The sequence below is a fragment of the Thermocladium sp. ECH_B genome (assembly GCA_001516585.1).
In the GTDB taxonomy this organism is placed as follows: Archaea; Thermoproteota; Thermoprotei; order Thermoproteales; family Thermocladiaceae; genus Thermocladium.
This window is the reverse complement of the sequence record LOBW01000020.1, coordinates 1-24987: the sequence shown is the minus strand read 5'-3', so window position 1 is coordinate 24987 and position 24987 is coordinate 1. Positions and strand designations below refer to the sequence as shown.

Genomic DNA, 24987 nt, shown 5'->3' with positions numbered 1-24987 from the left:
TCGTGAGGGGTGAGAGGAAGAGCATTCAAGTTAAATCGCCTAAGGGGAGCAAAATGGCCTCGATAGATCTAGGCATCAATGTCTTGGCGAGCGTAGTAGTCGATGATGGTACGTGGTTGCTTTATAAGGGGGTTAGGGCGAAGGAGGATTACTTCTACCTACAAAATAGGATAGGCGAGGCGCAATCCTTGGCGGATAAGGCGAGGAACATTGGGGAATATGAGGCGTATTATGAGCTTAATAGGGAGAGGAGGAGGCTTTTCAAGAAGTTAACCAAGAGGCTTCTTCACCTCTACCGCAACTTTGCCTCCCACCTAATGAGGGAGTTGCATGAGCGAGGCGTCTCAACCATCTACTTAGGTTACCCCCTCAACATCGCTCAACAAAAGGGTAATAAGTTCACGGTGAATTTGTGGTCTTACCGTGAGTTGATGAATATCATAGAACTGAAGGCTCAAGAGTATGGTATTCATGTGTTTGAGGTCATTGAGTACAATACCTCAAAGTACTGTGCTTATCATGGTGTTGAGGTTGAGAGGGGGCCGAGGGGAGTAGTTAATTGCCCCTTGGGTCATAAGCTTCATTCGGATCTAAACGGTGCATTGAATATCTTGAAGAAGGCTACCGGCATGACGATCTCAGCGATAAAGAGGCCCCTATCCTTTATCGTGGATCATAATCGAGTAGCGCCCATTAATGGGGCGTAACCCTCTAGACCTCGGGGAACCCCCACCCTCAAGGCGGGGAGGAGGTCAGTCTCTATATTTATTGTTCAAGAAATGGGAGACTCGCCCACAAGGGTTGGGATATCGCTTGCCTTAGTTTTTCAATAGCTAGGGATTAAGCCTTCTCTCCTATAGGTTCGAGGTAATGTTTATTAATCGACGTTGGAATTGATGCGCTATGGGTATGGCATACATTGTGTTGGATGCATTGGGTGTCGCTGCGCTAGATGAGGGCGGCAGCATCATTGATAAGGAGCCCTTCAAGGGCGGTGTAGATGAAATTGCGCGCAAACTAAATGCAATGGAGCAGGGGCAAGCCATTGAGGAGGTGCTCGCATTAATAGGGAGACTCAAGGAGCGCGGCGTGAGCGCGGTCTCGCTTGAGCATAAGGAGATGGCTCGCAACGTGAGCCTTAAGGAAACCGGGGTGGAGGTTAAGGCTGAGTTGCCGTCCAGCATTGGGATGATGTTCAGGACTCAGTTCAGGGAGAAGTACGTGACTGCCCTATATGGCTTGACGTTTGATGAGTATAGGGAGAAGCTTTTCGAGGCAACGGTGGCTCAAACCAGGGGCAAGATAAGGCAAACCGCTGAGAAGAGGGACTTATTCATAGCTCAGGCAATAAGTGCGGTCGATGATATGGATAAGATATTGAATCTATACGCCTCCAGGATGAAGGAGTGGTATGGCCTGCACTTCCCTGAGCTGGATGGATTAACGAGGGAGCAAATAGAGTATGCGAAGCTGGTGTATGAATTGGGGCAGCGCGATAATTATACGCTGGATAAGATAATGAAGGTTCTCCCGGAGCTTCAGGAGGATAGGGCCAAGAGAATTGCTGAGGCCGCTAAGCGAAGCGTTGGTGCCTCCATGACTGACTGGGATATACAGCAAATAAGGTATATAGCGAAGCAATTCATTGATCTCTATAATGCTAGGAACGATGTTACGCAGTACATAGATGACGCCATGAAGGACGTGGCGCCAAACATACGTGAATTGGTTGGTTCACTCCTTGGCGCGAGGCTGATAATGTTGGCTGGCGGATTAATGCGGCTCTCAATGCTTCCAGCATCGACGATACAGGTATTGGGTGCCGAGAAGGCGCTTTTCAGGGCATTGAGGACGGGAAGCAGACCGCCGAAGCACGGCATATTGTTCCAATTCCAGGAAATATTTAGGGCGCCTCGGTGGCAGCGCGGCAAGATAGCTAGAGCCCTCGCCGCTAAGCTGGCAATAGCGGCTAAGGCAGATGCATTCACGGGTAACTTCATTGCGCCTAAGTTGAAGGAGGACTTAATGAAGAGGATACAGGNGATAAAGACCCTCTATGCGAAGCCCCCAGCCAAGAAGCCGGAGCAGCATTTGCCTGAGCATCATGGTCATGGAGGAGGCAGGGGTAGGCGGCAATGGAGGGGAAAGAGATAATAAGGATGGGTGAATGGGTGGTATAGATGTCCATAAAGGCAATTAATGTTGAGGAGCACGAGTTTAAGGGAGTGTATTGGATCCATTTCGAGGATGGCAGCAGTAGGTTAGCCACGATTAATTTAACGCCGGGGAAGAGGGTTTATGGCGAGCAATTAATAAACATAAACGGCGTCGAGTATAGGGTATGGAATCCATATAGATCCAAGTTAGCCGCGGCCCTCATGAATGGGTTAAAGATAATGCCGTTGGGCGAGGCGAGCGAGATCCTTTACCTTGGAGCGGCCAGTGGAACAACGGTGAGCCACATGAGCGATATAGTTGGTCCGAGGGGAACAATATACAGCGTCGAGTTTAGTCCAAGGGTGTTCAGGGAATTCATGGAGAGAATAATAGATCAAGGACGGAGGAACGTGATACCGATACTGGCTGATGCCAGGTACCCGGAGCAATACATCTCCATAGTTAAGAAGGTGGACTTGGTATATATAGATGTGGCCCAACCATTCCAGGCCAAGGTGCTTGCGGATAATGCGGATGTCTTCCTCAATAAGGGGGGTCGAGTTGTTCTGGTGATTAAGGCAATGTCAATAGATGTAACTAAGGAACCATCCGAGACCTTTAAGAGGGAGATCGATGCATTAAAGGAGCGGGGCTTCGAGGTCGAGACGAGCGTTCACTTGGAGCCATATGATGTGGCCCACGCATTAGTGGTAGGCAGAAAGATCTAGATCCAATAATGCATTTCATCTCTAAGGAAAAGGCTTATATTTCGGTCCAATAATTTAATCCCGTGGAGGTTCTGGAGGAGGCAATTAGATCGCTTTCGAGGACCGGTAGGACCGTGGTGGTGTCTGACGGCAAGTACAGCTACACCATAGCCTCTAAGACGGGGAGGGGGCCCATTCTAGTTAAGGTAATGGTGGACGGCAAGGATATTAATGAGGAGCATGCAATTGATCTCCTCATCTTCTCCAGGCTCGGCGTCACATCGATAATAGTGGCCGAGAGGGATGGCAAGGAAGAGCTTGAGGACGATACGGTGTATAGGAAGGAGGGGCTCTCCATGATTAGCCCCAAGACTCTGGGCGATATAGCTAACGGCAAAATGCCTAAGCTATTTAAGGATCGCGGCATGATTAAGGCACGCGTCAATGGGAAGGTGCTTAGGAGGATGAGGCAGGAACACNCCCTAAGCCTCGGCGAGATAGCTGAGGCCNTATCAGTGGGCAGGAGAACAATATATGAATACGAGAAGGGAAACATGGAGGCTGCCGGCGAGCGCGCCATTGCTTTAATGGAATTATTCGGCAACGATGTGCTTGAGGACGCTGATTTATCTCCTAGGCTAGATGAAGAGACGCTAAGCAGGAGAATCACTAGGCTACGTGCGGGGAGTTTCGTGATGCAGGTTCACTCGCTTGCCTCTGCGCACGCTAAGTTCGCGGAGACACTTGATGAGCCGCTCCTCCTGGATTATGATATAAGGGAAGAGGCTGTGAAGATAAGCGAGATCCTGGGGCTTGGGTATGCCGTGATCGATGATGGGAAAATAGACATAATAAGGCCGAGCCGCAGTAATCCTGATCAATGATTATGGGATGCTTCACGCCTTAATTCAACCCTCAATGCATTCACTATCTTCGGCAATCTATGTTTTTCATCCATCTTGAACCCATCTATGGCGAAGTGCGTTCTCCAAATCTTCACACCCATTGAGGATGCTATCGATATTAATGAGGACATCGAGGGCGTGACCGGAAGCAATTTACCTANCTCGCTTAGCCTATAGTAAAGAGGCGGCGCCACCGCTTCATCGCTTAACCTATTAATGAAGCCAGCAACATCGTTTCCAGCCCTCGCAGCCGTTGCCTCAATGAAGCTTGGATCCATTAAGTTACCGATCCATATGGGGCCACCAAGGCCTGGAGCGCCTATGGGGTAGCCCCTAACTAATTCCCGCCTCAGAGTTTTCGGGTCATACCTATAGAAGCCAATTGATTTAAGGCTCTCCACCGCGGCCGCGCGGTCCTTAATTATCCTCATGCAGGCCCTGTAGTAATGCTTCTCATGATACGCGATCAAGGGCTCTACTCCAATGTCGTATATTAATGCCTCCCTCGCTATGAATCCTATTAATGCGCGTAAACCTATTTCCCTGGAGAATGGAACCCGCAGTGGAAAAACGCCGTATCTCCTCACTGCCTTATTGTAGTGCCTCCCCTCCAGCACCCCAAGATCCGTCGCCGTTACGCAGAGCAATCCATTATTGCTCACTGCCCTGATCGCTGAGGACACGAAGGGCGCGGGGGAACCGAATGGGTCTAGATCAACTATGTCGCACTTAATCCTTGAAAGCAATGAATTGGCCTCTTCCTGAACAACAATGGCCCTATCAATGACGCCGTTCCTCTCCATATTGCTCTTAATCAACTCAACGGCCTCGGGATTTATGTCGCCAACTATAACCCTCTCTAGTCCCTTAACCTCGAGGAGGTATCTCACGCTTCTAACGCCGCTGCCCCCAAGCGGTTCACATAATGTGCCGGCGCTCCCTGAGTCTATGAATGCTTGAACTATAGCTATGGATATTGATCTATTGCTGCTCATGGCTGAATTAAAGAACACGGGGGCCCTAGCGGGTTCCGGCCTATTTCCCACCATGTATCTCAACGGATTCGGAACAAGCACTGATGCATTGCCCTCCACCACCTCGATTAGTTCCGTGGAATCCACGATTCAGCTGGAGTCCCGTATTTAAATAAAACACTCTTCAGTAGGCGCATGTGAAGGATAATGTTTTAAATGGTTAATGCGAAGACCAGGCAGTGATAATTGCAGTTGCTGGTCTCCCCGGGGCAGGTAAAACCACTGTCAGCAAGTTATTGGAGGAGGCTGGATTCAGGGTATACTCAATGGGCGATGTAGTTAGGCGACGCGCAGGGGAACTGGGCATGAGCACGGATGAGGCGTCGGTTTACCTTAGGATAACTAGGGGAGCCCGCGCCATAGTCATGGATTTACTGAATGAAGTAAAGGATGGCTCGGTGGTGGAGGGATTGAGAAGCGTTGATGAATTGGAGGCTCTAGTGGAGCGATTCGGCAGAGTTTACCTGATTTACGTTGCAGCATCCATGACCACTCGATTCAATAGGCTTAAGAACCGTGGGCGGCACGATGACCCGAGGAATCCAAGTGACTTAATAGCTAGGGATTATAGGGAATTAAAGTTTGGCCTCGCCGAATTAATAAGTAGGGCCGATAAAATAATACTTAATGAGGAGGGAATAGAAGAACTTAAGTCCGCGATAGTTGATCTAACTTCCTCACTGCATTGAGGTTCCTATAAATTGAGGGGTTACGCCACTTTATGGGCGATGCTCTCTCCCTGGAATCACGGGGATGAGCCTATCCATACTCATTCTCCGGAATTAGGCGGTAAGGAAATAAGGGAGCGGGGCTTAAACTTGCCTCATCCCATAGAGGGGGAGTTATCGTTCTTTCAGTCATATGCTGTCTTAAGCCTCTAACTTTATAACGTTGCTTTGAGGGGATCAAGCATGGAGCTCGTGGTTAAGGCAATAGTTAATCCGACGGAGGACCCGGCCAAGGTGAGTAGCGCAGTGCATAAAATGGTTGATTTGGATTTACGCGTGATCAATGAGGATGGCGTTGATTATGTGGTCGGCGTCAGTGAATCGATTGCGTCTTTGTCTCCATTGAGGGACCTAGTGGCTAGGCTCGGCATGTCGCGATTAATGAGGGAGATGCTTCGCAGCAATATGGTGGGGGACACGATCGAGATCAGGCTACATAAGCAGGCTGCTTACGTGGGCGCCATATCCTTTGTGTCGCATGATAGCGAGAGCCCCATGGGACCGATAACCATCACGATAACTGCGCCCGATCCAGAGAAGATAATAGAGTGGCTGGTTCCTCATTCTAGAGGAGGTAAACGATTAAATGGGCTTCATGGAAAGTAGGTAATTAATTATCAATATAAGTATAGCTATGTTCAGGAAAAGCATGAAGAACGCCACCAACATATACACTCTACTTGTCACTTCCTCAAATGGGGTGTAGGCAATGGCCGCATTAAACCATGTTTCCTTAACGGTTAAAATAGTGAGGAGCGTCGATATTACCCATGGAATCACAACCATTACATCCGCATTAAGCGTATACGGCTTCTCCAACTCCAGGGGGCCCGCGCTCGTGATTGAGATCGATGGCAATACTATGTTAACCACAAGCAGGAAAGCCACAAGGGTAACCGCTACATCAATATATACCAGCTTCATTAACTTATGAGGAAAGCCCAGCGATTTTAAACGTTATCTTATTTTTAATATGAAGGCGAATCATCGCGTGGACATGAGGCTATTCGCTGCATTAGTCATTGCATTAGCGGTGACCCCGATCGCATTAGGAGCAGCCGGCGTGACTGGATTAAACTACATATATGTGAAGCAGGGCAACACCGCTTATCAGTACCAATTAATGGGTAGCTCCATCATGTTGCCCCAAAAATGCAGCGGTAATTACGATGATTGGCTAATATACTTGGATCCGCGATCAAGCATTGGAATATCAAATATTCAAGTAATCTATGTTAATGGATCCACGGCTCAATACATGGGAATGTATACGCCTAAGTACGCATCGCTTCATTTAGGCTGTGGATCCATCTATGGATTATACATAACCCTGTCGCGGTACCCGCCTCCGCCTCCCTATGGTTACATACAGGCAGGCCTTAATCACACAATTAAGTTGACTCCCGGCATTAATAACATAACAATACCGGTGTCGCCCGGCTTCTCGCTTATGTATGCATATATTAGGGTCACAATGATTGGCCCCGGCAGCTTAATAATTAAATCCCCCTTCACGCACATTATTAATTCAACCCAAGCATCAACAGAGGTGGGCGGCTTCCAATTACCGGTCACGCAGGACACGATAATCACATTCATGCCTCAATCCATCATGTACCTCAACGTGAGCGGCGTGGCCTATGCCTCAATATACCCCACATACTACACCACCGTATTCAATACTGGCCTGGCATACATTATCGGCGAGCCCTATTATGATGCTAAGTACAGCGGCGAATTAGTTAATGCTCCTAGGCTATACCCATCCCAGGTATATATAAAGAACGCCAGCATTAGCTCAATTAATCCAAACCCGGCAGTGATATATGTATACCCACCATGCAGTAACCTAATAGCAAGCGGTGGTCAATACGTTAATGGACATCTCGTGACCCAGGTTCCCAGGAACGTGACCCTGTTCCTATCCGGTAATCCATTAATGAACTTAAGCATCGACTCGATTCCGCTCAATAACGCGACGCTGAGCCTAGGCGTGCTTTCAAACGGCATTGAAGTCATGTCACTCGACGGTGAACCGCTTAATGGCACCGTGGTGTTAAGTAATGGTAGATCAACAATAAGGCCGGGCCCCGGGGTCTGCATATCGCCTGGCGTTTACTCGGCAATAGTGGTGGCCGGCAATTACTCATTTCAATTAAGCGCAAACGTGACTTTGCTTAATCCATCCATAATTGTGCCAATGTATTCCAGGGTAGCCATTAATGTCACCAGCAATGTCACGNCCTGCCTTGGCACGCCCTACCTACTAGTTAATGGCGTTAAGCATGATTATGGAGCACCACTGGATCTCCATTATGTCAAGAATGGATCCAGCATACAAATAGAACTAGCCATTAATGGAGTAACCCTAGCGCAGCGCGCAATCACCATAAATGGAACCAATATATCGATAAGTATCCCGATAAATATGGCGAGGCTACGGGTAACTGACTTACTTGGGTCCCCATTAAGTGATTACACCGTTAATGTGGGTGGCTTGACTTATGTTGATACACCAAATATATGCATCCCAAGCTCCGTCTCCTTCATAGTGATCCAGGTGGGCAACCAGGAATACGTGGCTAAGGCGTCTCCCCAGATACATGTGACGGCGTGGGCATTAACCCATAGATCCATATATATAATACTGGCCATAATGTCATTCATCGCATTCATCGCTATTGCATTGAAAATAAGGGGGAGACGCAGCCGTGACGGGAATGATGAAATAGAATATATATAGAGACTGGCCTCCTCCCCGCCCTAAAGGGCGAGGTTTGCCGCTCATTTTATCAATTCTCATCTCATTTTTGGTTCAGAGCTAATAATTGTGTTCTTAATATTTATAGGCTGATATAGCTGAAGCTTAGCGCATGAGCCGAAAAATAGCGAGCACAATCACATTACCAAGGGATGCGGAGAATTACCTAAGTGAGCATGGGTTCGAAGTTTCAGGTATAGATGATGATTCGCTTAAGGATGCGGAGGCACTGCTTTGTTGGTGCATGGGCGACTTTGACTTGGGATCCCATATAGATGAGGCGCGGAACCTCAGGGTTATCCAGACCTTCTCTGCGGGGGTTGATCACTTGCCATTCAATAAGATTCCGCCTAACGTGGTAGTGCTGAGCAATGCGGGGGCCTACTCGAAGCCCGTGGCGGAATTCGCATGGAGCTTGGTTCTCACACTAGCCAAGGGCCTCAATAATACAACGCCCGATAGGGTCAAGTATATTACTAGTCCTTACTCAAAACCATACCTAATACATGGAAAAACCCTTCTAGTGCTCGGCACTAGGGGGATAGGCGGGGAAGCGGCTCGCATAGGTAAGGAGGGATTCAATATGGCGGTTATCGGCATTAATAGGAGTGGATCGCCGGCGCCATATATTGATGAAGTGCATACAACCAATGATGCCCCAGCATTGGCGGGTAAGGCTGATGTAATAATAGTGTCGCTCCCATTAACCCGCTTCACGAGAGGCTTAATAAATAGGGCTTTCCTGGAGAACATGAAGGACGAGTCTATACTAGTCAATGTTGGCAGAGGAGAAACAATAGATGAGGAGGACTTGTACCACGTGCTTGAGAGGAGGCCCGGAATTAGATTCGGCACAGATGTTTGGTGGAGCTATGGGGCTGGAGAAAGCGTGATGAAGCCGCGCACCAACTTATTATCGCTACCCAATGTGCTGGGGACTCCCCACATAGCTGGTGGAGCAACCTATAGCGAGGAAGTGAATAGGGAGGTAGTGATGAGCGCCGTGAGGAATCTAGTGAATTACTTGAGGAACGGCAAGGCCCAAAACTTGGTTAATCGTGAGGAATATATTGGATAAAGTTTATTTAGATAAGCGTCGAATCATATATGTGCCTAAGCGATCAAAGAAAGAAGCAAGCAGTGGAAGCAATGCTAGCATAACCTCATTTCTTTTCGGGGATGACGCCGCTCCGAAACATGAGGAGCCCAGTGAAAACAAGATGGATTCGATCGCGAGCGACTTATTATCATTCATAGCTGGGCGTGGAGGGGTCGGTAAGGACGAGTTAATGAGGTGGGGTAAGGAGAGGGGATTAACTCCTGCGCGTCTCCTCCCAATAATAGAGGAATTAACCGAGAAGAGACTCATAATTAAGAAGCTCGACGAGAATGGCAAATTGATTTATAGATCTGCCAAACAATTATACTGATGATTCCTCAGGCCCTAAAGAGCACCCCCATCGGGATCTAAATATTATGTTTAACTGCTGGCCTAGAATTAAGAGGGATTATGATTATTTGCTTATCTCGATTATGTTCAGGCCGTTGTTTCTAGGCATGGATCTTGATGTTGCTATTACTTGGATGTTTTTTCCAGCATCAATAAGTATATCGGTAATCATCTCCAGCCACTCCTCGTTTAGGCCCACATCTATTCCATCAATCATGACGGTGGAGCCGCTGGGCGATATGGCTAATTGAACCAAGAACGGCAGCACCGATTTAATTGCTAGACCAGCATGGTAGAGCGGAGCCCATTTACCCCTCATTAATAGGTAACCCGAGACCCGATTAGGCTCCACGAAGCCCGCCGTCACGTCCTCTATGCCTAACTTACCCAATAAACGCTTAAGCCTATTGGCTGCCTCCCCATACTCCGGCTTGGTTAGCAACATGGATAGGAAGTGAGTGGTGTATTGCCCATCGCCGCCAACGGAGTGGGTTGGCAAATCAACAGTTACTTCAAATGTTCTCTTCCACCAAGCAATCCTATTCTCACCAATGAAGAAGAACCTGTCCCGCAGGGATTGCCGCATTGCGAATAAGGCAGCCTGCGCCCTACCGATCTCCGGCGAGTCCTCGCATGGCACCAATGCATCCTCATGCATTACGTAGGAGGGAGGCGTGCATAGCCTTACTTGCCTTGGCCTAATCATTAATCCAGCTTCATCCCTCTTCTCGAAGAATGTCTCCTCATCATCTAACTTGATGAGTTGGGCCATATAGCCATCAGCGTATCTATACATGTACCTATATTCTATCATTCTAGCCTTGACCCCGCCGGGCTCCAGGAAGCTCTGCACGTAATCATCCACATCAATAATTAGGCCGAGACCCATGATCTTGGATGGATCCATTCCATTAATTACATCATTAAGATCATGTATTATCATGTAATTGCCCTCCGTTATTAACCAATCCTCGCCGCGGCTCTGCATTAGGAACGCCATGGCCTCCAGCAAGCTGCTCTTACCTGATGCCGGGGGACCAATAATCAAGTTAAGGCCGCCCTGAAGCTCCACTTCCTTCTCCGTGATGGCCTTGAAATTGCTCACATATATTCTGCGCATCATTGAATCATCGCCCACACGATCACTAACAATCCATTTATGTTGCCTATGCTGAGGGGCGCCAATGAGACCCCCATATTGGTCACGCTACCCCTCTTCTCTATATCGTTGATCAATGAATCAATTACTTCCCCTATTCTCTCCACTAATTTTGTTGCCTCCATTAGGGGCTGCCTCACGTCCTGAAGCCTCGTCTCAAGCGGTATGAATTTCCTGGCCGTCACTATCATGGCTAATCANCTCCCCTATCCTGCTCCTCAGTTTAAGCATTATCTCCCTCATATCATTAAGCACAGCGTCGAATCCATAAGTTGAGGGAACATTGCTTGAGTCGCCTATCCACCTTGGTATTACATGGATATGCATGTGCTCCTCTAAGCCGGCTCCCGCCACTCTCCCCACATTTATGCCTATATTGAAGTCATCCGGAGCCAATATGCTGCTCTCCGCCGTTATTGCTGCAAGAAGTAATCGAGAGCATTCCTTTAGTTCCTCATCGCTTAAATCCTCCAGGGACGCAACGTGACGATATGGAGCTATCATTATGTGTCCCCTGTTATATGGATACTTATTCATGAGGATGAGGCACTTTCTTCCCCGGAAAACAACTAGATTATCATCGTCATTATTATCCCTAGCATAATCACAAATAAAGCACCCCAACTCGTTCCGCACGGCGCTCTTTATGTAATCATACCTCCACGGCGAGAAAAGGACGTCGAAGCCGCCCCAATCACTCATTACCTTATCCATCTATGCCTCCTCATTAAGCTTAAAAGCATTAACTCCCAAAATGATTAAGTCCCCAGCCTAGAGACCGCGCTCTTGAAGTCCGCAGTGAATGCTTCCCAGGAGTAATGCCTTTTACCCAGTTCATGTATCAGCCATGGATTAAATGATTCCAGGTTCTCAATCACATGAATCACCTCATCAATGAATGATTTAAGATCATTAACTGAATCAACGAATCTAGTTAAGCNCCCTAGCCTATTTACTTGCCTAATATCCGGGAAATGAATCAAGGTGGGCGACACGACTGGGATGCCGGCAGCCATTGCCTCCATTACGGACACCATTATTCCACCATATTTAGTCTCGCTCCGTGCAGGCATTATGAATAGGTCTGACGCATTCACAACCTCCAGGTAATCCTTGTAGGGCAATCTCTGAAATGCCATAACGCCCCTCCCCCTAAGCCACTCAACCAGCCTAGGGGGCGAGCCCATTACCATTAATTCGACGCTAGAGCCGAACCTCCTCCTCAATGCTTCACTGATTATCGGAACATAGTGAATGCCCCTCTCAATGCCTCCACTATACATTGTGATGTAGATCGTGTCCTCCCTCATGTTGTGCCTGTTCCTAATCTCCCGCTTAACCGACTCATTGAGGGGCTTGATCAAGTTAAAGTCGGTAGGCATGGTTCTCACCATGACATGCCTAACTCCAAGCGACTCCAAGTACCGCTTCTCGAACTCGCTTAATGCGAAGAAGAATCCAGGAATCCTCCTTAACCCATTTTCCCGCCTATACCATATCGATCTTCGCACTATATTTCGTCCATGTAGATTAAAGGGAGGCTTTGACGCGTGGTTCTGCAGAATCATTGGAATCCTTCTCCGCATTATCCTTCTCATAACTATCCAGGCCTCGGTTCTCCTGTGATACCCATGCAAGTAGAGTATTGGATTCTCAATGGAATTAACAAGGAAGTCCAGGAAGTCACCATAAGTAAGCGAAGCATTATTTAGCTCCAAATCATATCCAAGCATTTTCCTTATAATTGAGTTTAATCGCCTCACTAAGCTTACTTTACCTATATCCAGCGGCACTCTAATCAGGGGCACGCCATCCACGTTATCCACAATTACTTCATNACAATTACTTAGATTAACGGCAATTGCGTTAAAACCTTGCCTACGTAATCCAGCAGCGGCATAGACATGCCATCCCCTGAATACATCTATATTGGTGTAACAAGGAAGCGAGTCCGCGAAAAAAGCCACATTTATAACGGCACTATGAAGCACAAATATCCCTAACCAAGCCGATATTTAACAATTAGCATGTTACAATTCCATCCCTAGTGGAAAACCTCTTCTTATAATAAGCGATCATTAATTGCTTTGCGGTTCACATAATGCTTAATTATTGCCAATTAATGGGGGAGTAATCATGGAGTGCCTTGAGGAGGCTAATTCATTGATGGAGGAGTTACTGGAGCGATTGGCTAATGGCGTCGATATATCAATTGTTATGGATAGGTTAAGCAGCATTGAGTGTGGAAAGCCATACCTGGATTTATTGAGGGGCGGGGAACCAATTACTAATTCCGTGTTGGCAACGACTCATTATGCTCAGTACCTTAGGATTAAGCCTACGCCTGAATTGATTGATTTGATAAGGAGGGGCCTTAATGAGGAGGACTTAGTTAATTATATTGAGGAGCGGAGGAGCGATGTGGGGATAGCCGTGGACTTGCTTTTCAGGTTAGTAATGGAGAGGATCACCAATGACACTGCATGGAGGCGTGGATTAATTAATAGAGTGAACTTACTGCTGCATCGCTCGACGTGAAATTGTGTTGAGTAGGAGTGGAGCGGGCGACATTTTCAATAACCTTTATAAAGCACTACTGATTAATTGAATTCCCATGAGCGAAGTAGATTGGAGAAGCCGAGTTGGTTCACTGTTGGAGAGAAACNTAAAGGATAACTATAAGCAATACATGGATGAATTCCTCCTAAACCTGGAGAAACTGTACCAGAAGTGGTCTCGAGCCGATAAGGAATTAATGGAGAAGTATGCATATAACATAACTATTCTATCCAGTAACTCGGATAAGCCCAACGTAGTGAGGGCTAAGACCAATGCATTCTATGCATACTTAGTTTATAGGGGGTACATAACCGCTTATAAGGCAATGAGGGAGAAATTAGTGGCCGGAGGCGAAAGCCTATATACTTGGCTCAGGATGTATAGAGCCCTCTCACTGTGATGTGGGTTCCCTTTAATGACGCGTGATTGGAAAGCCAACGGCTGAAACCGCTTATTTAATATGCCCCATAATAATCAGCGACTTGTTGAGTTTACAGTCTTATTGGTTGCGAGACTCCTTAATTGCTCCAGCATTTCATCCATCGGCATGCTAGTCACCGCCAGCGGTATTCTCTCCCTCCTAGCTATCTCTATCCCCAGGTAATCCGGCCTCTCCACGTTGTGGAGAATCATAACGGNTGGGCGGAAATTGGCGAACGCCATCATTGACTTAAGCGCTATTAGCGGTGATCGCCCGTACTTGACGTTGATGAAGATGGCGGCGCGTTGCGTGGTGGTTCCGTATAGCTTGAAGTACTCATGGGATGGAACATCGAGAATGAGCTTTATGCTGTCCACCACAGTGTAGCCGTGGACATCCATGTACTCGGCGGCGGGGGGCACAATTATTGTGCCGCGTATTGTCCTCAGGAATGAGTCGAATGGTATTGGGGCATAGAAGTCCTTCATATCTATCACGGCCATCCAGTACTTCTCCCCAAGCGATAATTGCTGGACAAGTAATTGTATCTTGTAGCCGCCGCGCTCTAATTCTATTCCCAGTATTGCATCCACGAATTTCTTCACGAACCTGGCTCCAGGCGACTTACGGCGGCCGGACTCGTAATCGCTTATGACGCTTGGGGTTGTGTTTAGCCTCACGGCTAGCTCTATTTGGGATAGGGAGAAGTACTCTCGCCACTTCCTCATGGCTTTCCCAGGAGACTCGGCTAGAACTATTTCCCCGGCGATTCGGGCAGCTATGTCATCCACAATGCCCTTNTCTATGTTGTGCACTATCGACTATTGCCTATTAAAAATATAAATATTGCCCCTATTTCAAAAAGACTTAAGTGGAGCCGCTTATTATTTTCCTCATTACGTACGGCAATATGCCGCCGTGGCGGTAATACTCAACCTCTATCTCCGTGTCCAGCCTAGCAATTACCTTGAACTCAGTTACCTTACCGTTGGGGCCCGTCGCCCTAACGGTTAATTCCTTACGCGGCGATATGTTCTCTATTCCAAGTATATCGAAAGTCTCCTTACCGGTTAATCCAAGTGATTTCCAGCTCTCCCCCTCCCTGAACTGAAGCGGGAGAACCCCCATATCCACCAAGTTGCTCCTATGTATGCGCTCGAAGCTCTCAGCTATGACCGCCTTAACCCCCAACAAGTAAGTTGCCTTAGCTGCCCAATCCCTGGAGCTCCCCGTCCCATACTGCTTCCCCGCCAGTATTATTAGGGGAGTACCTTGGCTCTTGTACTTCATGGCAGCATCATACACAGTCATAGCCTCGCCCGTGGGTAAGTAAATCGTCCATCCGCCCTCCTTATCTACGAGGAAATTGCGTAGCCTTATGTTGCTGAATCCGCCCCTAACCATGACCTCATGATTCCCCCTCCTGGNGCCATAAGTGTTGAAGTCCTCCGGCTTCACGCCATTCTCAAGCAAGTACTTGCCGGCTGGGCTGTCCGGCGGTATGACGTTGGCGGGGGATATGTGATCCGTGGTTATCCTGTCCCCCAGCAATAGGAGCACTCGGGCGCCCTTTATGTCGCCTACCTTACCCGGCTCAAGCTCCACATCATCGAAGAACGGCGGCCTACGTATATAGGTGGAGACTGGATCCCACTCATATAATTCCCCGCTGGGCGACCTTAATTGCTCCCATAATTCATCCCCCTTAAACACATTTGAGTACTTCTCCTTAAATAACTCCGGCACTAATGCATTCCGAATTGCTTCCTTTATCTCACTCATGCTTGGCCAAATGTCCTTCATATAGACCGGCTTACCGTTGGGATCAATTCCAATTGGTTCATTATATAGGTCAATATCCATTCTGCCAGCCAAGGCATACACCACGACCAGCATGGGCGAAGCCAGGAAAGCGCCCCTAGCCAATGGATGTATCCTGCCCTCGAAGTTCCTATTGCCGCTGAGCACCGCGGTCGCATATAGATTGCCCTCCTTAACGGCCTTGGCCACGGGCTCCGGTATTGGCCCCGTGTTCCCTATGCAGACCGTGCATCCATAGCCAGTTAAGTGAAAATCAAGCGCCTCAAGGTAGGGCAGGAGCCCGGCATTCTTGAGGTACTCCGTGACGACCATGGAGCCGGGGGCCAGGCTTGTCTTCACGTAGGGCTTCGTTCGTAGACCGCGCTCAACCGCCTTCTTAGCTATTAAGCCGGCGCCAAGCATTACTGTTGGGTTGGATGTATTTGTGCAGCTAGTTATTGCCGCTATTATGAGGGACCCATGGGTTAAGGTGGATGTGGCTCCATTAATTGTGACGGGGACCTCCTTCTTCTCTTTGCTGAACTCCATGATTAGCTCCGTCATGGCTTGCTTAGCCTTCTTCAACGGTATCCTCTCCTCCGGATTCCGCGGCCCGGCTATTGACGGCTCAACCTTATCCAGATTAACCTCAATGACCTCACTGTAATTGGGCTCCTCGTTGCCTGTATGGAACATTCCCTGGATCTTGAGGTACTGCTCGGCTAGCCTAAGCATGGCTTCATCCCTGCCCGTCAGGGCCAGGTACCTCATGGTATCCTCATCAACGGGGAAGTAACCCGTCGTTGCGCCGTACTCCGGCGCCATATTAGCGACCGTGGCTCTATCCCAGGTTGGGAGGTACTTTAGGCCGGGGCCGTAGAACTCAACTATCTTGCCCACTACATTCCTCTTCCTCAAGGTCTCGGTTATTGTCAGCGCCAGATCCGTTGCAGTGACTCCCTCCTGGAGCTCGCCTGTCAATTTAACGCCGACTACCTGGGGGACCTGGATGTAGTGTGGTTGGCCAAGCATCACGGCCTCCGCCTCTATGCCGCCGACTCCCCAGCCGAGAACCCCTATGCCGCTTATCATGGTTGTGTGGGAATCCGTGCCGATCACTGTGTCTGGGTAAGCCACTGGACCGGAGGGGGTGTTGCTTAGGAAGACCACGCGCGCGAGGTACTCCATGTTTACTTGATGAATGATGCCGCGGCCCGGCGGCACTATCCTCATGTTATTAAAGGCGGATTGGGCCCACTTGAGGAAGACGTACCTTTCCCTGTTGCGCTCCATTTCCTTCTCCATATTCATCCTTAGCGCGTATGAGGTGCCGAAGTAATCCACCTGAACGGAGTGATCAATGACTAGCTCAACTGGTACTATGGGGTTAACCCTTTTCGGGTCTGACCCCAGCTTCTTTACTGCGTCCCGCATTGCGGCTAGGTCGGCTACCAGGGGGACCCCGGTGAAGTCCTGAAGAATTACCCGCGCTGGTTTATAGGGTAGCTCCTTCTCGGATCCGCTGGGGCTCCAGTTGGCCACTGCCATAACGTCCTCCTCAGTAACGACTTTGCCATCATAATTCCTAAGCATGTTCTCCAGCAGTATCTTGATGGTTATGGGGAGCTTAGATACCTTGGCCAGCCCCTCCTTCTCAAGCACATTTATGTTCCATATGGTTGGCCTTTGCTGAACATCCATCTTTTGCTTGGTTATTGACGGATCAAACATGATTCATCCAGCGGTAAACCGTTGACCCAATTAAAAACATTTTCCGGGGGAATTACTCCTGCTCGACGCATATAGTTNAAGATGNATNAGCATGANGCCTAAAGCTTATTTACTACTAATGCTTCCCCATATATTTAATGAAGTATACATATATGTTTGATGAGGCGGATCCGGATAACGTGAAATTACTTGGCGGCAAAGCCTCTGGCCTCGTCATGATGACTAGGCTAGGGCTCCCCGTGCCGTATGGAATGGTAATAACGACGGAGGCATGCAAGGAGTATTATAGGGATAATAAGTTGCCCAATGGATTAATGGATGAAGTCAGGGCCGGGATGCATAAGATAGAGGAGAAGATGGGGAGGAGATTCGGCGACCCAAGCAATCCACTCCTCGTCAGCGTCAGGTCTGGGGCGGCCGTATCAATGCCGGGTATGATGGATACGGTGCTTAACCTGGGACTAAATGATTCGACAGTGAATGGCTTGGCCAAGCACTTGAACAGCGAGCACGCTGCCCTGGATGCATATAGGAGATTCCTATCGATGTTCGGGAAAATAGTCCTCGGGATACGGGAGGAGAGGTTTAATGACGCGCTTAATAGGGTTAAGGCCAAGTATGGAGCCAAGGAGGACCCCGAAATACCGGTGGAGGGATTAAGGGAGTTGATAGGCGAGTATAAATCCATCTATGTCCAGGACGTGGGCTACACCGTGGATGATCCATGGAAGCAATTGGAGCTTGCCATTGATGCCGTCTTCAAGTCCTGGACTCCCCGAGAGCCAAGTTCTACAGGGAGGCCAATAAGATAACGCCTGACATAGCTGATTGCACTGCCGTGGCAATAGTATCCATGGTGTTCGGCAACGCCGATTGGAAGTCGGCCACGGGCGTCCTATTCACGAGGAATCCATCCACTGGAGAGAATGAGCTTTATGGAGAGTACTTGCCCTACGCCCAGGGCGAGGACGTGGTTGCCGGGATAAGGACGCCGAGACCCATCTCTAAACTCAAGGAGGACATGCCGGAGGTGTATGAGGAATTATTCAAGTACTCCAAGATGCTTGAGAAGCATAAGAAGGAGGTGCAGGACGTCGAGTTCACCATAGAGAAGGGGAAGCTCTGGTTCCTACAGACCAGGAATGCCAAGATGGGTCCAATAGCCATGGTTAAGACAAGCATGGACATGCATCGGGAGGGGGGTCTCACGGCGGAGGAGGCAATAATGAGGGTGAAGCCGGATCACATCATTCAAATGCTTTATCCCCGCATCGATGAAGCCAAGGCCCCGAAGCCCCTCGCCAAGGGCTTGCCGTCCTCCCCCGGCGCAGTGAGTGGGCGAATAGTGTTTGATCCAGATGCTGCAGTGGAGTGGGCGAGGAAGGGGGAGCATGTTATACTCACTAGGGAGGAAACGAAGCCGGATGACGTGCACGGCTTCTACGCGGCGGTTGGCATACTGACCAGTCGAGGCGGCATGACGAGTCACGCAGCGGTGGTCGCTAGGGCAATTGGGAAGCCGGCGGTGGTTGGGGCCGAGGACATCCATATTGATTATGCCAAGAGGGAGATGAGGGTTGGGGATAAGGCGATGCGCGAAGGGGATTGGATCACCATTGATGGGTTCAGCGGCAACGTTTATCCAGGCAAGGTTGAGACCGTGGAGCCGCGGTTGCCGAAGGAGTTCTATGAGTTCCTTGACTTGGCCGACTCCATCTCCATATATGGGGTTAGGGCCAATGCCGATACTCCCGAGGACGCCTCAATAGCTAGGAAATTCGGCGCCAGGGGCATAGGTCTCCTGAGGACTGAGAGGATGTTCCGGGCCCCGGGGCGGTTAGAGCTATTTAGGCAAATAATACTTGCAGAGAATGAGGAGGAGAGGAAGCAATTACTTGATAGATTGGTGCCCATGCTTAGGCAGGACTTCATGGAGATACTTGGAGTAATGGAGGGCCTACCCGTAACTATTAGGCTCTTTGATCCGCCGCTCCATGAGTTTCTGCCCAATATCGAGGAACTCGTTGCTGAGGTCGAGAGGGCTAGAGCGAAGGGCGTTAGGGATGCTGAGAAGGAGAAGTTACTTGCCAGGGTTAGGGCATTAATGGAGGCTAACCCAATGATGGGGCACAGGGGCGTTAGGCTGGGCATAACTTTCCCCGACATATATAGGGCACAAGTTAAGGCCATATTGGAGGCCGGGGTAGAGTTGAGCAAGCTTGGCAAGGATGTGAGGGTTCAAATAATGATTCCACAGGTAGCGGAGGCGCGGGAGCTGGATTATATTATAGCTAATGTGGTTAAGCCAACGGCTGAGGAGGTGTTTAAGGCAAGTGGGAGAAGCATCGAGTTCAAGGTGGGAACCATGATGGAGACCGTGAGGGCTTGCCTCACCGCTGACGAGATAGCTAGGCGCGTCGATTTCATGAGCTTCGGAACTAATGACTTGACCCAAGCGGTTTTCAGCTTTAGCAGGGATGATGTTGAGAACAAATTCATGAGCAAGTACTTGGAGCTTGGGGTGTTGCCTTATGATCCATTCGTCACGATAGATGCTAACGGCGTTGCTAAGCTAATGAAGATAGCCATTGACTTGGCGAGGGGAGCCAAGAAGGATATCGAGATAGGGATTTGCGGGGAGCATGGAGGTGACCCCAAGTCCATAGAGATCCTCGGATCCACCGTGGGAAGTGGATTAAATTACTTCAGTGCATCCCCCTATAGGGTGCCGGCCGCTAGGTTAACCGCGGCCCAAACATCGCTTAGGGTAACTGGGAGGGCGCCTAAGAAGCATGAGTATTAAGTGAATTAGTTCTCAATTCTTTTCCCCATATCATACAGTAGATTCCTCAGGCTATAGACTAGCCTATACTCGCTGATGCCTAGTTCACCCAGCCTCTGCTTCACGGTGTTCTCCAATATGCCCTTGCTGGCGGCGTGAATCATGAAGTAACAATTATAGTCCCACTTACCGGGCACAGGTATGCGCTTGACGACGTGGGTGGATTCCTCCAGGAGAGCCGCTGCCTCGCATTGAGCATTGGTGGCGTTGAATACCACCATGGAGTTCTCCCGAATGCCCACGGCGTCTGGATCAAACATGGCGTAGAAGTCCCTAATAACTCCCTCCCGCCTTAATTCGTCGAGGAGATCCACAAGCTTATTAACAGGCATTCCGGCCGCGGCGGCCACCTCATCAAAGGGCCTCTCCACTATCTTTATTGACCTAATTGAGTCGAAGAATTGCCGGGGGAGGCCCGTCTCCTCTATTGTTGGCACTGTTTCCGGTATTATCCTGAGCTTAGCCCTCGATACTCCCCTCAATACGTCGAACTTGACGTCTATTTTATACGTTCTTTCAGCGTAGAGTATCACGTGGTCCTCAATGGAGAAATCACTCACTATCCTAGCTACCTTCGCCTCGAGCTCCTGGGGCGTTGGGGCCTTAGTAACGTACCAAATATTGTACCTTGGGTGATCCCTCAAGAAATTGTGGGTGACCGTCTTATCCACATTAATCGCAGCAGCCACCTTATCCACATCCATGGGGGGCACTCGGAGGCCAACTAGGGCAGCTATTTGCTTCTTTGCCTTGTAATTAGTTAAGGCTCCTATTCTCCTTAATTGGCTCCTCTCCTTAGCTCTGCTGAGGGACTCCATAACCCATGACTCGCTCTTGCCCAATCGCTTGCCTAATTCCTGGAATGGCCTATCCACTATTGGAAAATCATATTGGGCCTGCATCACTAGTTCCGCGAAATCATCATCCATGCCTCACAGAGCCCAGTGGGCTATATATAACTGAGCAAGCAGGGGAGCCGAGGATTAATCAGCGGGACAAATTTTAAAAAGGAACCCCTCTAACTAACAATACTTGAAATCATTGTCCCACGCCGGCTCAGGCAATGTTTTTCTAGTTCATATTCAATTCACCGGAGAACCCACGTCTCGGGGTAGTTCACCTGTTTTTATTGATCCATTCGAGAATTACGGCATTATTGGGTAATTCTCATTTTTAATTATTTAGGTAGCATTATTAATGTGAAATATGTTTTTGGTTCAGAATCTCCAAGAAGATTCAGCAGCTGACTTCCTCCCGACTTGAAGAGCGTGGATTCTCTTGGGGCGGTTCATTGATTCATCGTAAAAGTTTTTCTCCTCATAAATCGAGAACTAATTTATACGTATGGGGAAAACCTCGTCCTTTAGGGCGGGGAGGAGGTCAGCTAGGCTCCCTCAAGAAACACACTAGAATGGGAAGTGATCGAGTCTATTATCTAAATGTATTTAAAGACTGGCATAGTGTATTCAATTATGTCTCTCCGCGTGGTTACTTTTGATGTGTATAATACATTGATTAGGTACAGCGATAAGTTGAGGAGCGAGGTAGCCAGCAATATGGCTAAGTACTTCAATAAGTTAGGCTATGAGGTTAATAGCAGCGTTATGCTTGATTTCTATGTGGCGGTTGAGCGGGAAGTCAAGGCGAGTCGCTTCAGCAGCATTGCGCTTTCTCCTCCCGCTGAGAATGTTAGGCGGCTACTAGTTAAGGTGTCGAGGAAGTACGGCATAAGGCCGAGCGATCGATACGTGAGCGATCTTCTCGACATAATTTCCGAGACGGTGGTGAACAGCGTGAACATGATGCCCATAGAGGGGGCCAGCGAGGTTCTCGCCATGTTTAAGGAGGNGGATTGGAGGATTGGGCTCGTGTCCAACGTTGTTTTCTGGCCTGGACGAACATCGAGGGCAGTGTTGAATAGGTTTGGGTTAAGCAAGTACATTGATTATGGGGCGTTCGCCGATGAGGTGGGCTACGTTAAGCCCCATCCATATATGTTCGAGTCCGCGATCGATATGTTGACGGAGGGGAGGGAACCCGATATAGCCATGCATGTGGGGGATAACTTGGCGGAGGACTTCGCCGGCGCATTAATGGCTGGAATAATAGCTGTCCTATACGATGAGGAGTCGCAGTTCATGCGGGGAAGCGGGAGCCCCATTGAGGTAATTAAGTGCCGGGGCTACATAATAAGGAAAACAATGGACTCCACGCTGGTTCCCCACATGCTTGATAAATGCNAGGAAAACCTTATAAAACAAAGGGGGTAATGGGTGGTTAGGGCCGGTAGTCTAGCCTGGAAGGATACCCGCTTGGCATGCGGGAGATCCCGGGTTCAAATCCCGGCCGGTCCATTTAAGCCATTAATCGAATACTATTCATGGGATAATCCGTTACATTCTCATGACAGTGCAGCCAAAATCTGTCATCCTCCCTGCCTAGAAGGGATGGGGCTTGTTATTCTTTTCATCAAAAACTTAAAAATATAATTCAGTTTTTAGATTTAAAAATGATTACAGATTTTTCCTGACCACCAAGACTGGTATAGGTGACCTCGATATGACCTTCAGCGTAACACTGCCTATAAAGAAGTCTTCAACATATCCGTAACCCCTGTGCCCCATCATTATCATATCGAATTTTCCAGCATTAGCTTGCTCAAGTATTATTTTTGCTGGGTCTCCTACAGCTATTTCATAGCTTACCTCATAAGACCCAAACGATGATGTCGTTTTTATCAGCTCTCTCATTTTACTTTCAGCAACCTTCTTCCCACTCTCCATTACATCTTCCGTAACAAAATCGCTTACTTCAGACAGGCTAAGCGGGATCACATGCAGAAGTGTTATGCTGCTAACATTGTTTAGCCTGCCGAGTCCCTCACGTATCCACTCCTCTGTTCCTCTGGAAAAATCAATTGGAACCAATATGTTTAAACCGGTCTTACTCACGACACCTCTGGAACTTAATTCCTGCACTTCAACAACTTCGCTTATTTCCTTTTCTTCGCTCACGACGCCTCTAGCAGGTATTTCTTCTACTTCAAGAATTTCTTCAATTTCTTTCCTAGCACCATAGTAGTCTATTATTTTCTCCCTGAGCTTTAAGAACAATATTATGAATACCACTTGAAAAGCTGGTAGGAGGGAGGGCGGCATGGATGCCAAAAATGAAACTTGAGGGCCGAGGGGTGCGAGCGCCAAGGCGCTGAGCGCTATGGCTGTAGCTTCATTCTTTGGAATGCCGCTGACCTCCTCCCCGCCTTGAGGGCGAGGGTTCCCCGAGGTCTAGAGGGTTACGCCCCTTTCACGGGCGCTACTCTGTTGTGATCCACGATAAAGGAGAGAGGCCTCTTTATTGCTGAGATCACTATGCCGGTGGCCTTCTTCAAGATATTTAAAGCACCATTCAAGTCGCTGTGCAATTTATGACCCTTAGGACAGTTGATTACGCCTCTAGGCCCCCTCTCAACCTCAACACCATGATAAGCACAGTACTTGGACGTATTGTACTCAATGACCTCAAACACCCTCATACCGTATTCTTGGGCCTTCAACTCAATAATGCCCATCAACTCTCGGTAAGACCACAAATTCACGGTGAACTTATTGCCCTTATCCTGAGCAATGTTGAAGGGGTACCCCAAATAGATCGTTGAGACGCCTAGTTCGTGAAGTGTCTTGAGCAAGTGAGAAGCAAAGTTCCTATACAAGTGAAGAAGCCTCCTGCTCAATTTCTTGAAAAGCCTCCTCTTCTCCCTATTCAGCTCATAATACGCCTCGTATTCTTCAATGTTCCTCGCCTTGTCTGACAAGGATTGTGCCTCAGCTATCCTATTTTGTAGGTAGAAGTAATCCTCCTTCGCCCTATCCCCCTTATAAAGAAGCCAAGTGCCATCATCGATCACTACGCTCGCCAAGACGTTGATGCCCAAGTCAATGGAAGCCATTTTGCTCCCCTTCGGTGACTTAACTTGAACACTCTTCCTCTCCCCCCTCACAATATGCTTACTCCTCCTTCCCGTTTTAGTTTTCTCAACACCAACCTCCACGGGGATTGAGGCGTACCAAGCATTTCCAACCTCATCATAGTATATTTCTAGTCTGCCTTGTTTCCCATGCCACCTCAACCTACCCGTGAATCTAATTTCCATGTTGAAGTACTTGAGGATTAGCTTATGATTCAGCTCATCCACTACGTAATTATCTTCCCTCACGACTAGCATTAGCTTCCTCCTTCCAGTCTCCCCATCCTTCCAATACCTCGGCGGTGAAACGCGGTTCATGTGGGGCGGTAGTTTGTTTTCCTTCCTCAGTTTTAGGAGGGAGAAGAATGATGACCACGCCTCATTATTCTTATTAATTACTTGCTGCGCATTGGCGCTGCCCAACTCACCCCTATACTTTTCATAATACTTATCGTATGTTCCCTTTAGGTCCACTCTCCCCTCATGGAAGAATTCCTGTCTCCTCTCATAATTAACCTCATTAAAGAGTTTAGCAGAGATGTCAGCTAGCCTCCTCAGCTTCCTTTCCTGAAACCCATTTGGTAGGAGGCGAACCACGATAGCCCTTCTATTATTGTGTTTAATTTCTTTGATGCCCCCTCCTGATATTGCGGGGGAAATCAGCCCCCGCTCCTCATTCCCAAGAAATTGATCAGGAGAGGACACCAAGAGGAGACGCTTTTTCCAGTATTTAAACCTACCCCGCCCTAAAGGGCGAGGCTTTTCG

22 protein-coding genes, 1 tRNA gene and 2 pseudogenes are annotated in these 24987 nt (G+C 48.6%); 14 read left to right on the top strand and 11 right to left on the bottom strand.

Going from position 1 to position 24987, the window contains the following annotated elements; all coding sequences use genetic code 11:
* The 4 genes and pseudogenes from AT710_04025 to AT710_04010 all read left to right on the top strand — a co-directional run bounded on the left by AT710_04025 (position 1) and on the right by AT710_04010 (position 3748).
* Positions 1-707 (top strand): annotated as a pseudogene (locus AT710_04025).
* A gap of 202 nt (positions 708-909) precedes the next feature.
* Positions 910-2154, top strand: coding sequence for a C/D box methylation guide ribonucleoprotein complex aNOP56 subunit (locus AT710_04020; GenBank protein ID KUO92293.1), 1245 nt, complete (start codon positions 910-912; stop codon positions 2152-2154).
* Between the two features lie 26 nt (positions 2155-2180).
* Positions 2181-2885 (top strand): fibrillarin, encoded by a 705-nt coding sequence (locus AT710_04015; GenBank protein ID KUO92290.1) that lies wholly within the window; start codon positions 2181-2183, stop codon positions 2883-2885.
* A gap of 62 nt (positions 2886-2947) precedes the next feature.
* Positions 2948-3748 (top strand): hypothetical protein, encoded by an 801-nt coding sequence (locus AT710_04010; GenBank protein KUO92289.1) that lies wholly within the window; start codon positions 2948-2950, stop codon positions 3746-3748.
* Here the strand turns inward: AT710_04010 and AT710_04005 are convergent.
* Positions 3742-4890 carry a hypothetical protein gene (locus AT710_04005; protein KUO92288.1) on the bottom strand — a complete coding sequence of 383 codons (1149 nt, stop codon included), beginning with the start codon at positions 4888-4890 and terminating at the stop codon, positions 3742-3744. The two genes, AT710_04010 and AT710_04005, sit on opposite strands and share 7 nt — an antisense overlap.
* Positions 4891-4982: 92 nt before the next feature.
* Here AT710_04005 and AT710_04000 point away from each other — a divergent pair, with 92 nt between their 5' ends.
* Positions 4983-5492 (top strand): hypothetical protein, encoded by a 510-nt coding sequence (locus tag AT710_04000; GenBank protein KUO92287.1) that lies wholly within the window; start codon positions 4983-4985, stop codon positions 5490-5492.
* A 222-nt stretch (positions 5493-5714) separates the two neighbouring features.
* Entirely contained in the window at positions 5715-6137 is a 423-nt protein-coding gene (locus AT710_03995) for a hypothetical protein (protein KUO92286.1), read from the top strand.
* Here the strand turns inward: AT710_03995 and AT710_03990 are convergent.
* Positions 6114-6455: a hypothetical protein gene (locus AT710_03990; GenBank protein KUO92285.1), complete on the bottom strand. Its 342-nt coding sequence runs from the start codon at positions 6453-6455 to the stop codon at positions 6114-6116. The two genes, AT710_03995 and AT710_03990, sit on opposite strands and share 24 nt — an antisense overlap.
* A 73-nt stretch (positions 6456-6528) precedes the next feature.
* Here AT710_03990 and AT710_03985 point away from each other — a divergent pair, with 73 nt between their 5' ends.
* The 3 genes from AT710_03985 (at position 6529) to AT710_03975 (ending at position 9722) form a co-directional block, all read left to right on the top strand.
* The gene (locus AT710_03985; protein ID KUO92284.1) at positions 6529-8274 is read left to right on the top strand and encodes a hypothetical protein; all 1746 of its coding nucleotides are present in this window, start codon (positions 6529-6531) and stop codon (positions 8272-8274) included.
* Positions 8275-8404: 130 nt separating this feature from the next.
* Positions 8405-9370 carry a hydroxyacid dehydrogenase gene (locus tag AT710_03980; protein ID KUO92283.1) on the top strand — a complete coding sequence of 322 codons (966 nt, stop codon included), beginning with the start codon at positions 8405-8407 and terminating at the stop codon, positions 9368-9370.
* Positions 9371-9401: 31 nt separating this feature from the next.
* Positions 9402-9722, top strand: a complete 321-nt coding sequence (locus AT710_03975; GenBank protein ID KUO92282.1) for a hypothetical protein — start codon at positions 9402-9404, stop codon at positions 9720-9722.
* Positions 9723-9806: 84 nt separating this feature from the next.
* Here the strand turns inward: AT710_03975 and AT710_03970 are convergent, their stop codons facing one another.
* From AT710_03970 to AT710_03955, 4 genes are all read right to left on the bottom strand, one after another.
* Complete coding sequence (locus AT710_03970; GenBank protein KUO92281.1) at positions 9807-10865, bottom strand: hypothetical protein; 1059 nt, start codon at positions 10863-10865, stop codon at positions 9807-9809.
* Positions 10862-11092, bottom strand: a complete 231-nt coding sequence (locus tag AT710_03965) for a hypothetical protein (protein KUO92280.1) — start codon at positions 11090-11092, stop codon at positions 10862-10864. Before AT710_03965 ends, AT710_03970 begins: the two co-directional genes overlap by 4 nt.
* Entirely contained in the window at positions 11058-11603 is a 546-nt protein-coding gene (locus tag AT710_03960; GenBank protein ID KUO92292.1) for an HIT family hydrolase, read from the bottom strand. The genes AT710_03965 and AT710_03960 overlap by 35 nt, the downstream gene beginning before the upstream one ends.
* A gap of 56 nt (positions 11604-11659) precedes the next feature.
* The gene (locus AT710_03955; GenBank protein KUO92279.1) at positions 11660-12892 is read right to left on the bottom strand and encodes a hypothetical protein; all 1233 of its coding nucleotides are present in this window, start codon (positions 12890-12892) and stop codon (positions 11660-11662) included.
* 145 nt (positions 12893-13037) lie between these two features.
* Here AT710_03955 and AT710_03950 point away from each other — a divergent pair, with 145 nt between their 5' ends.
* Positions 13038-13439: a hypothetical protein gene (locus tag AT710_03950; GenBank protein ID KUO92278.1), complete on the top strand. Its 402-nt coding sequence runs from the start codon at positions 13038-13040 to the stop codon at positions 13437-13439.
* A 76-nt stretch (positions 13440-13515) separates the two neighbouring features.
* On the top strand, positions 13516-13860 hold the full coding sequence (locus AT710_03945) for a hypothetical protein (protein KUO92277.1): 345 nt from the start codon (positions 13516-13518) through the stop codon (positions 13858-13860).
* A 74-nt stretch (positions 13861-13934) separates the two neighbouring features.
* On the opposite strand, the gene AT710_03940 is transcribed toward AT710_03945, so the two are convergent.
* Positions 13935-14675 carry an XRE family transcriptional regulator gene (locus AT710_03940; GenBank protein KUO92291.1) on the bottom strand — a complete coding sequence of 247 codons (741 nt, stop codon included), beginning with the start codon at positions 14673-14675 and terminating at the stop codon, positions 13935-13937.
* Between the two features lie 73 nt (positions 14676-14748).
* Positions 14749-17412, bottom strand: a complete 2664-nt coding sequence (locus AT710_03935; protein ID KUO92276.1) for an aconitate hydratase — start codon at positions 17410-17412, stop codon at positions 14749-14751.
* Between the two features lie 137 nt (positions 17413-17549).
* Between AT710_03935 and AT710_03930 the strand changes: the two are divergent.
* Positions 17550-20215: pseudogene (locus tag AT710_03930) on the top strand (pyruvate, phosphate dikinase).
* A 5-nt stretch (positions 20216-20220) separates the two neighbouring features.
* On the opposite strand, the gene AT710_03925 reads toward AT710_03930, so the two are convergent.
* Positions 20221-21183, bottom strand: a complete 963-nt coding sequence (locus AT710_03925) for a heme biosynthesis protein (GenBank protein ID KUO92275.1) — start codon at positions 21181-21183, stop codon at positions 20221-20223.
* Positions 21184-21726: 543 nt separating this feature from the next.
* On the opposite strand from AT710_03925, the gene AT710_03920 reads away from it, so the two are divergent.
* Positions 21727-22524: a hypothetical protein gene (locus AT710_03920; protein KUO92274.1), complete on the top strand. Its 798-nt coding sequence runs from the start codon at positions 21727-21729 to the stop codon at positions 22522-22524.
* Between the two features lie 10 nt (positions 22525-22534).
* A tRNA-Ala gene (locus AT710_03915) sits at positions 22535-22608 on the top strand.
* A 159-nt stretch (positions 22609-22767) separates the two neighbouring features.
* On the opposite strand, the gene AT710_03910 is transcribed toward AT710_03915, so the two are convergent.
* Together AT710_03910 and AT710_03905 are read right to left on the bottom strand one after the other, a co-directional pair.
* Positions 22768-23412 (bottom strand): hypothetical protein, encoded by a 645-nt coding sequence (locus AT710_03910; protein ID KUO92273.1) that lies wholly within the window; start codon positions 23410-23412, stop codon positions 22768-22770.
* Positions 23413-23549: 137 nt separating this feature from the next.
* Complete coding sequence (locus AT710_03905) at positions 23550-24926, bottom strand: transposase (protein KUO92272.1); 1377 nt, start codon at positions 24924-24926, stop codon at positions 23550-23552.
* Between the last annotated feature and the right edge of the window lie 61 nt (positions 24927-24987).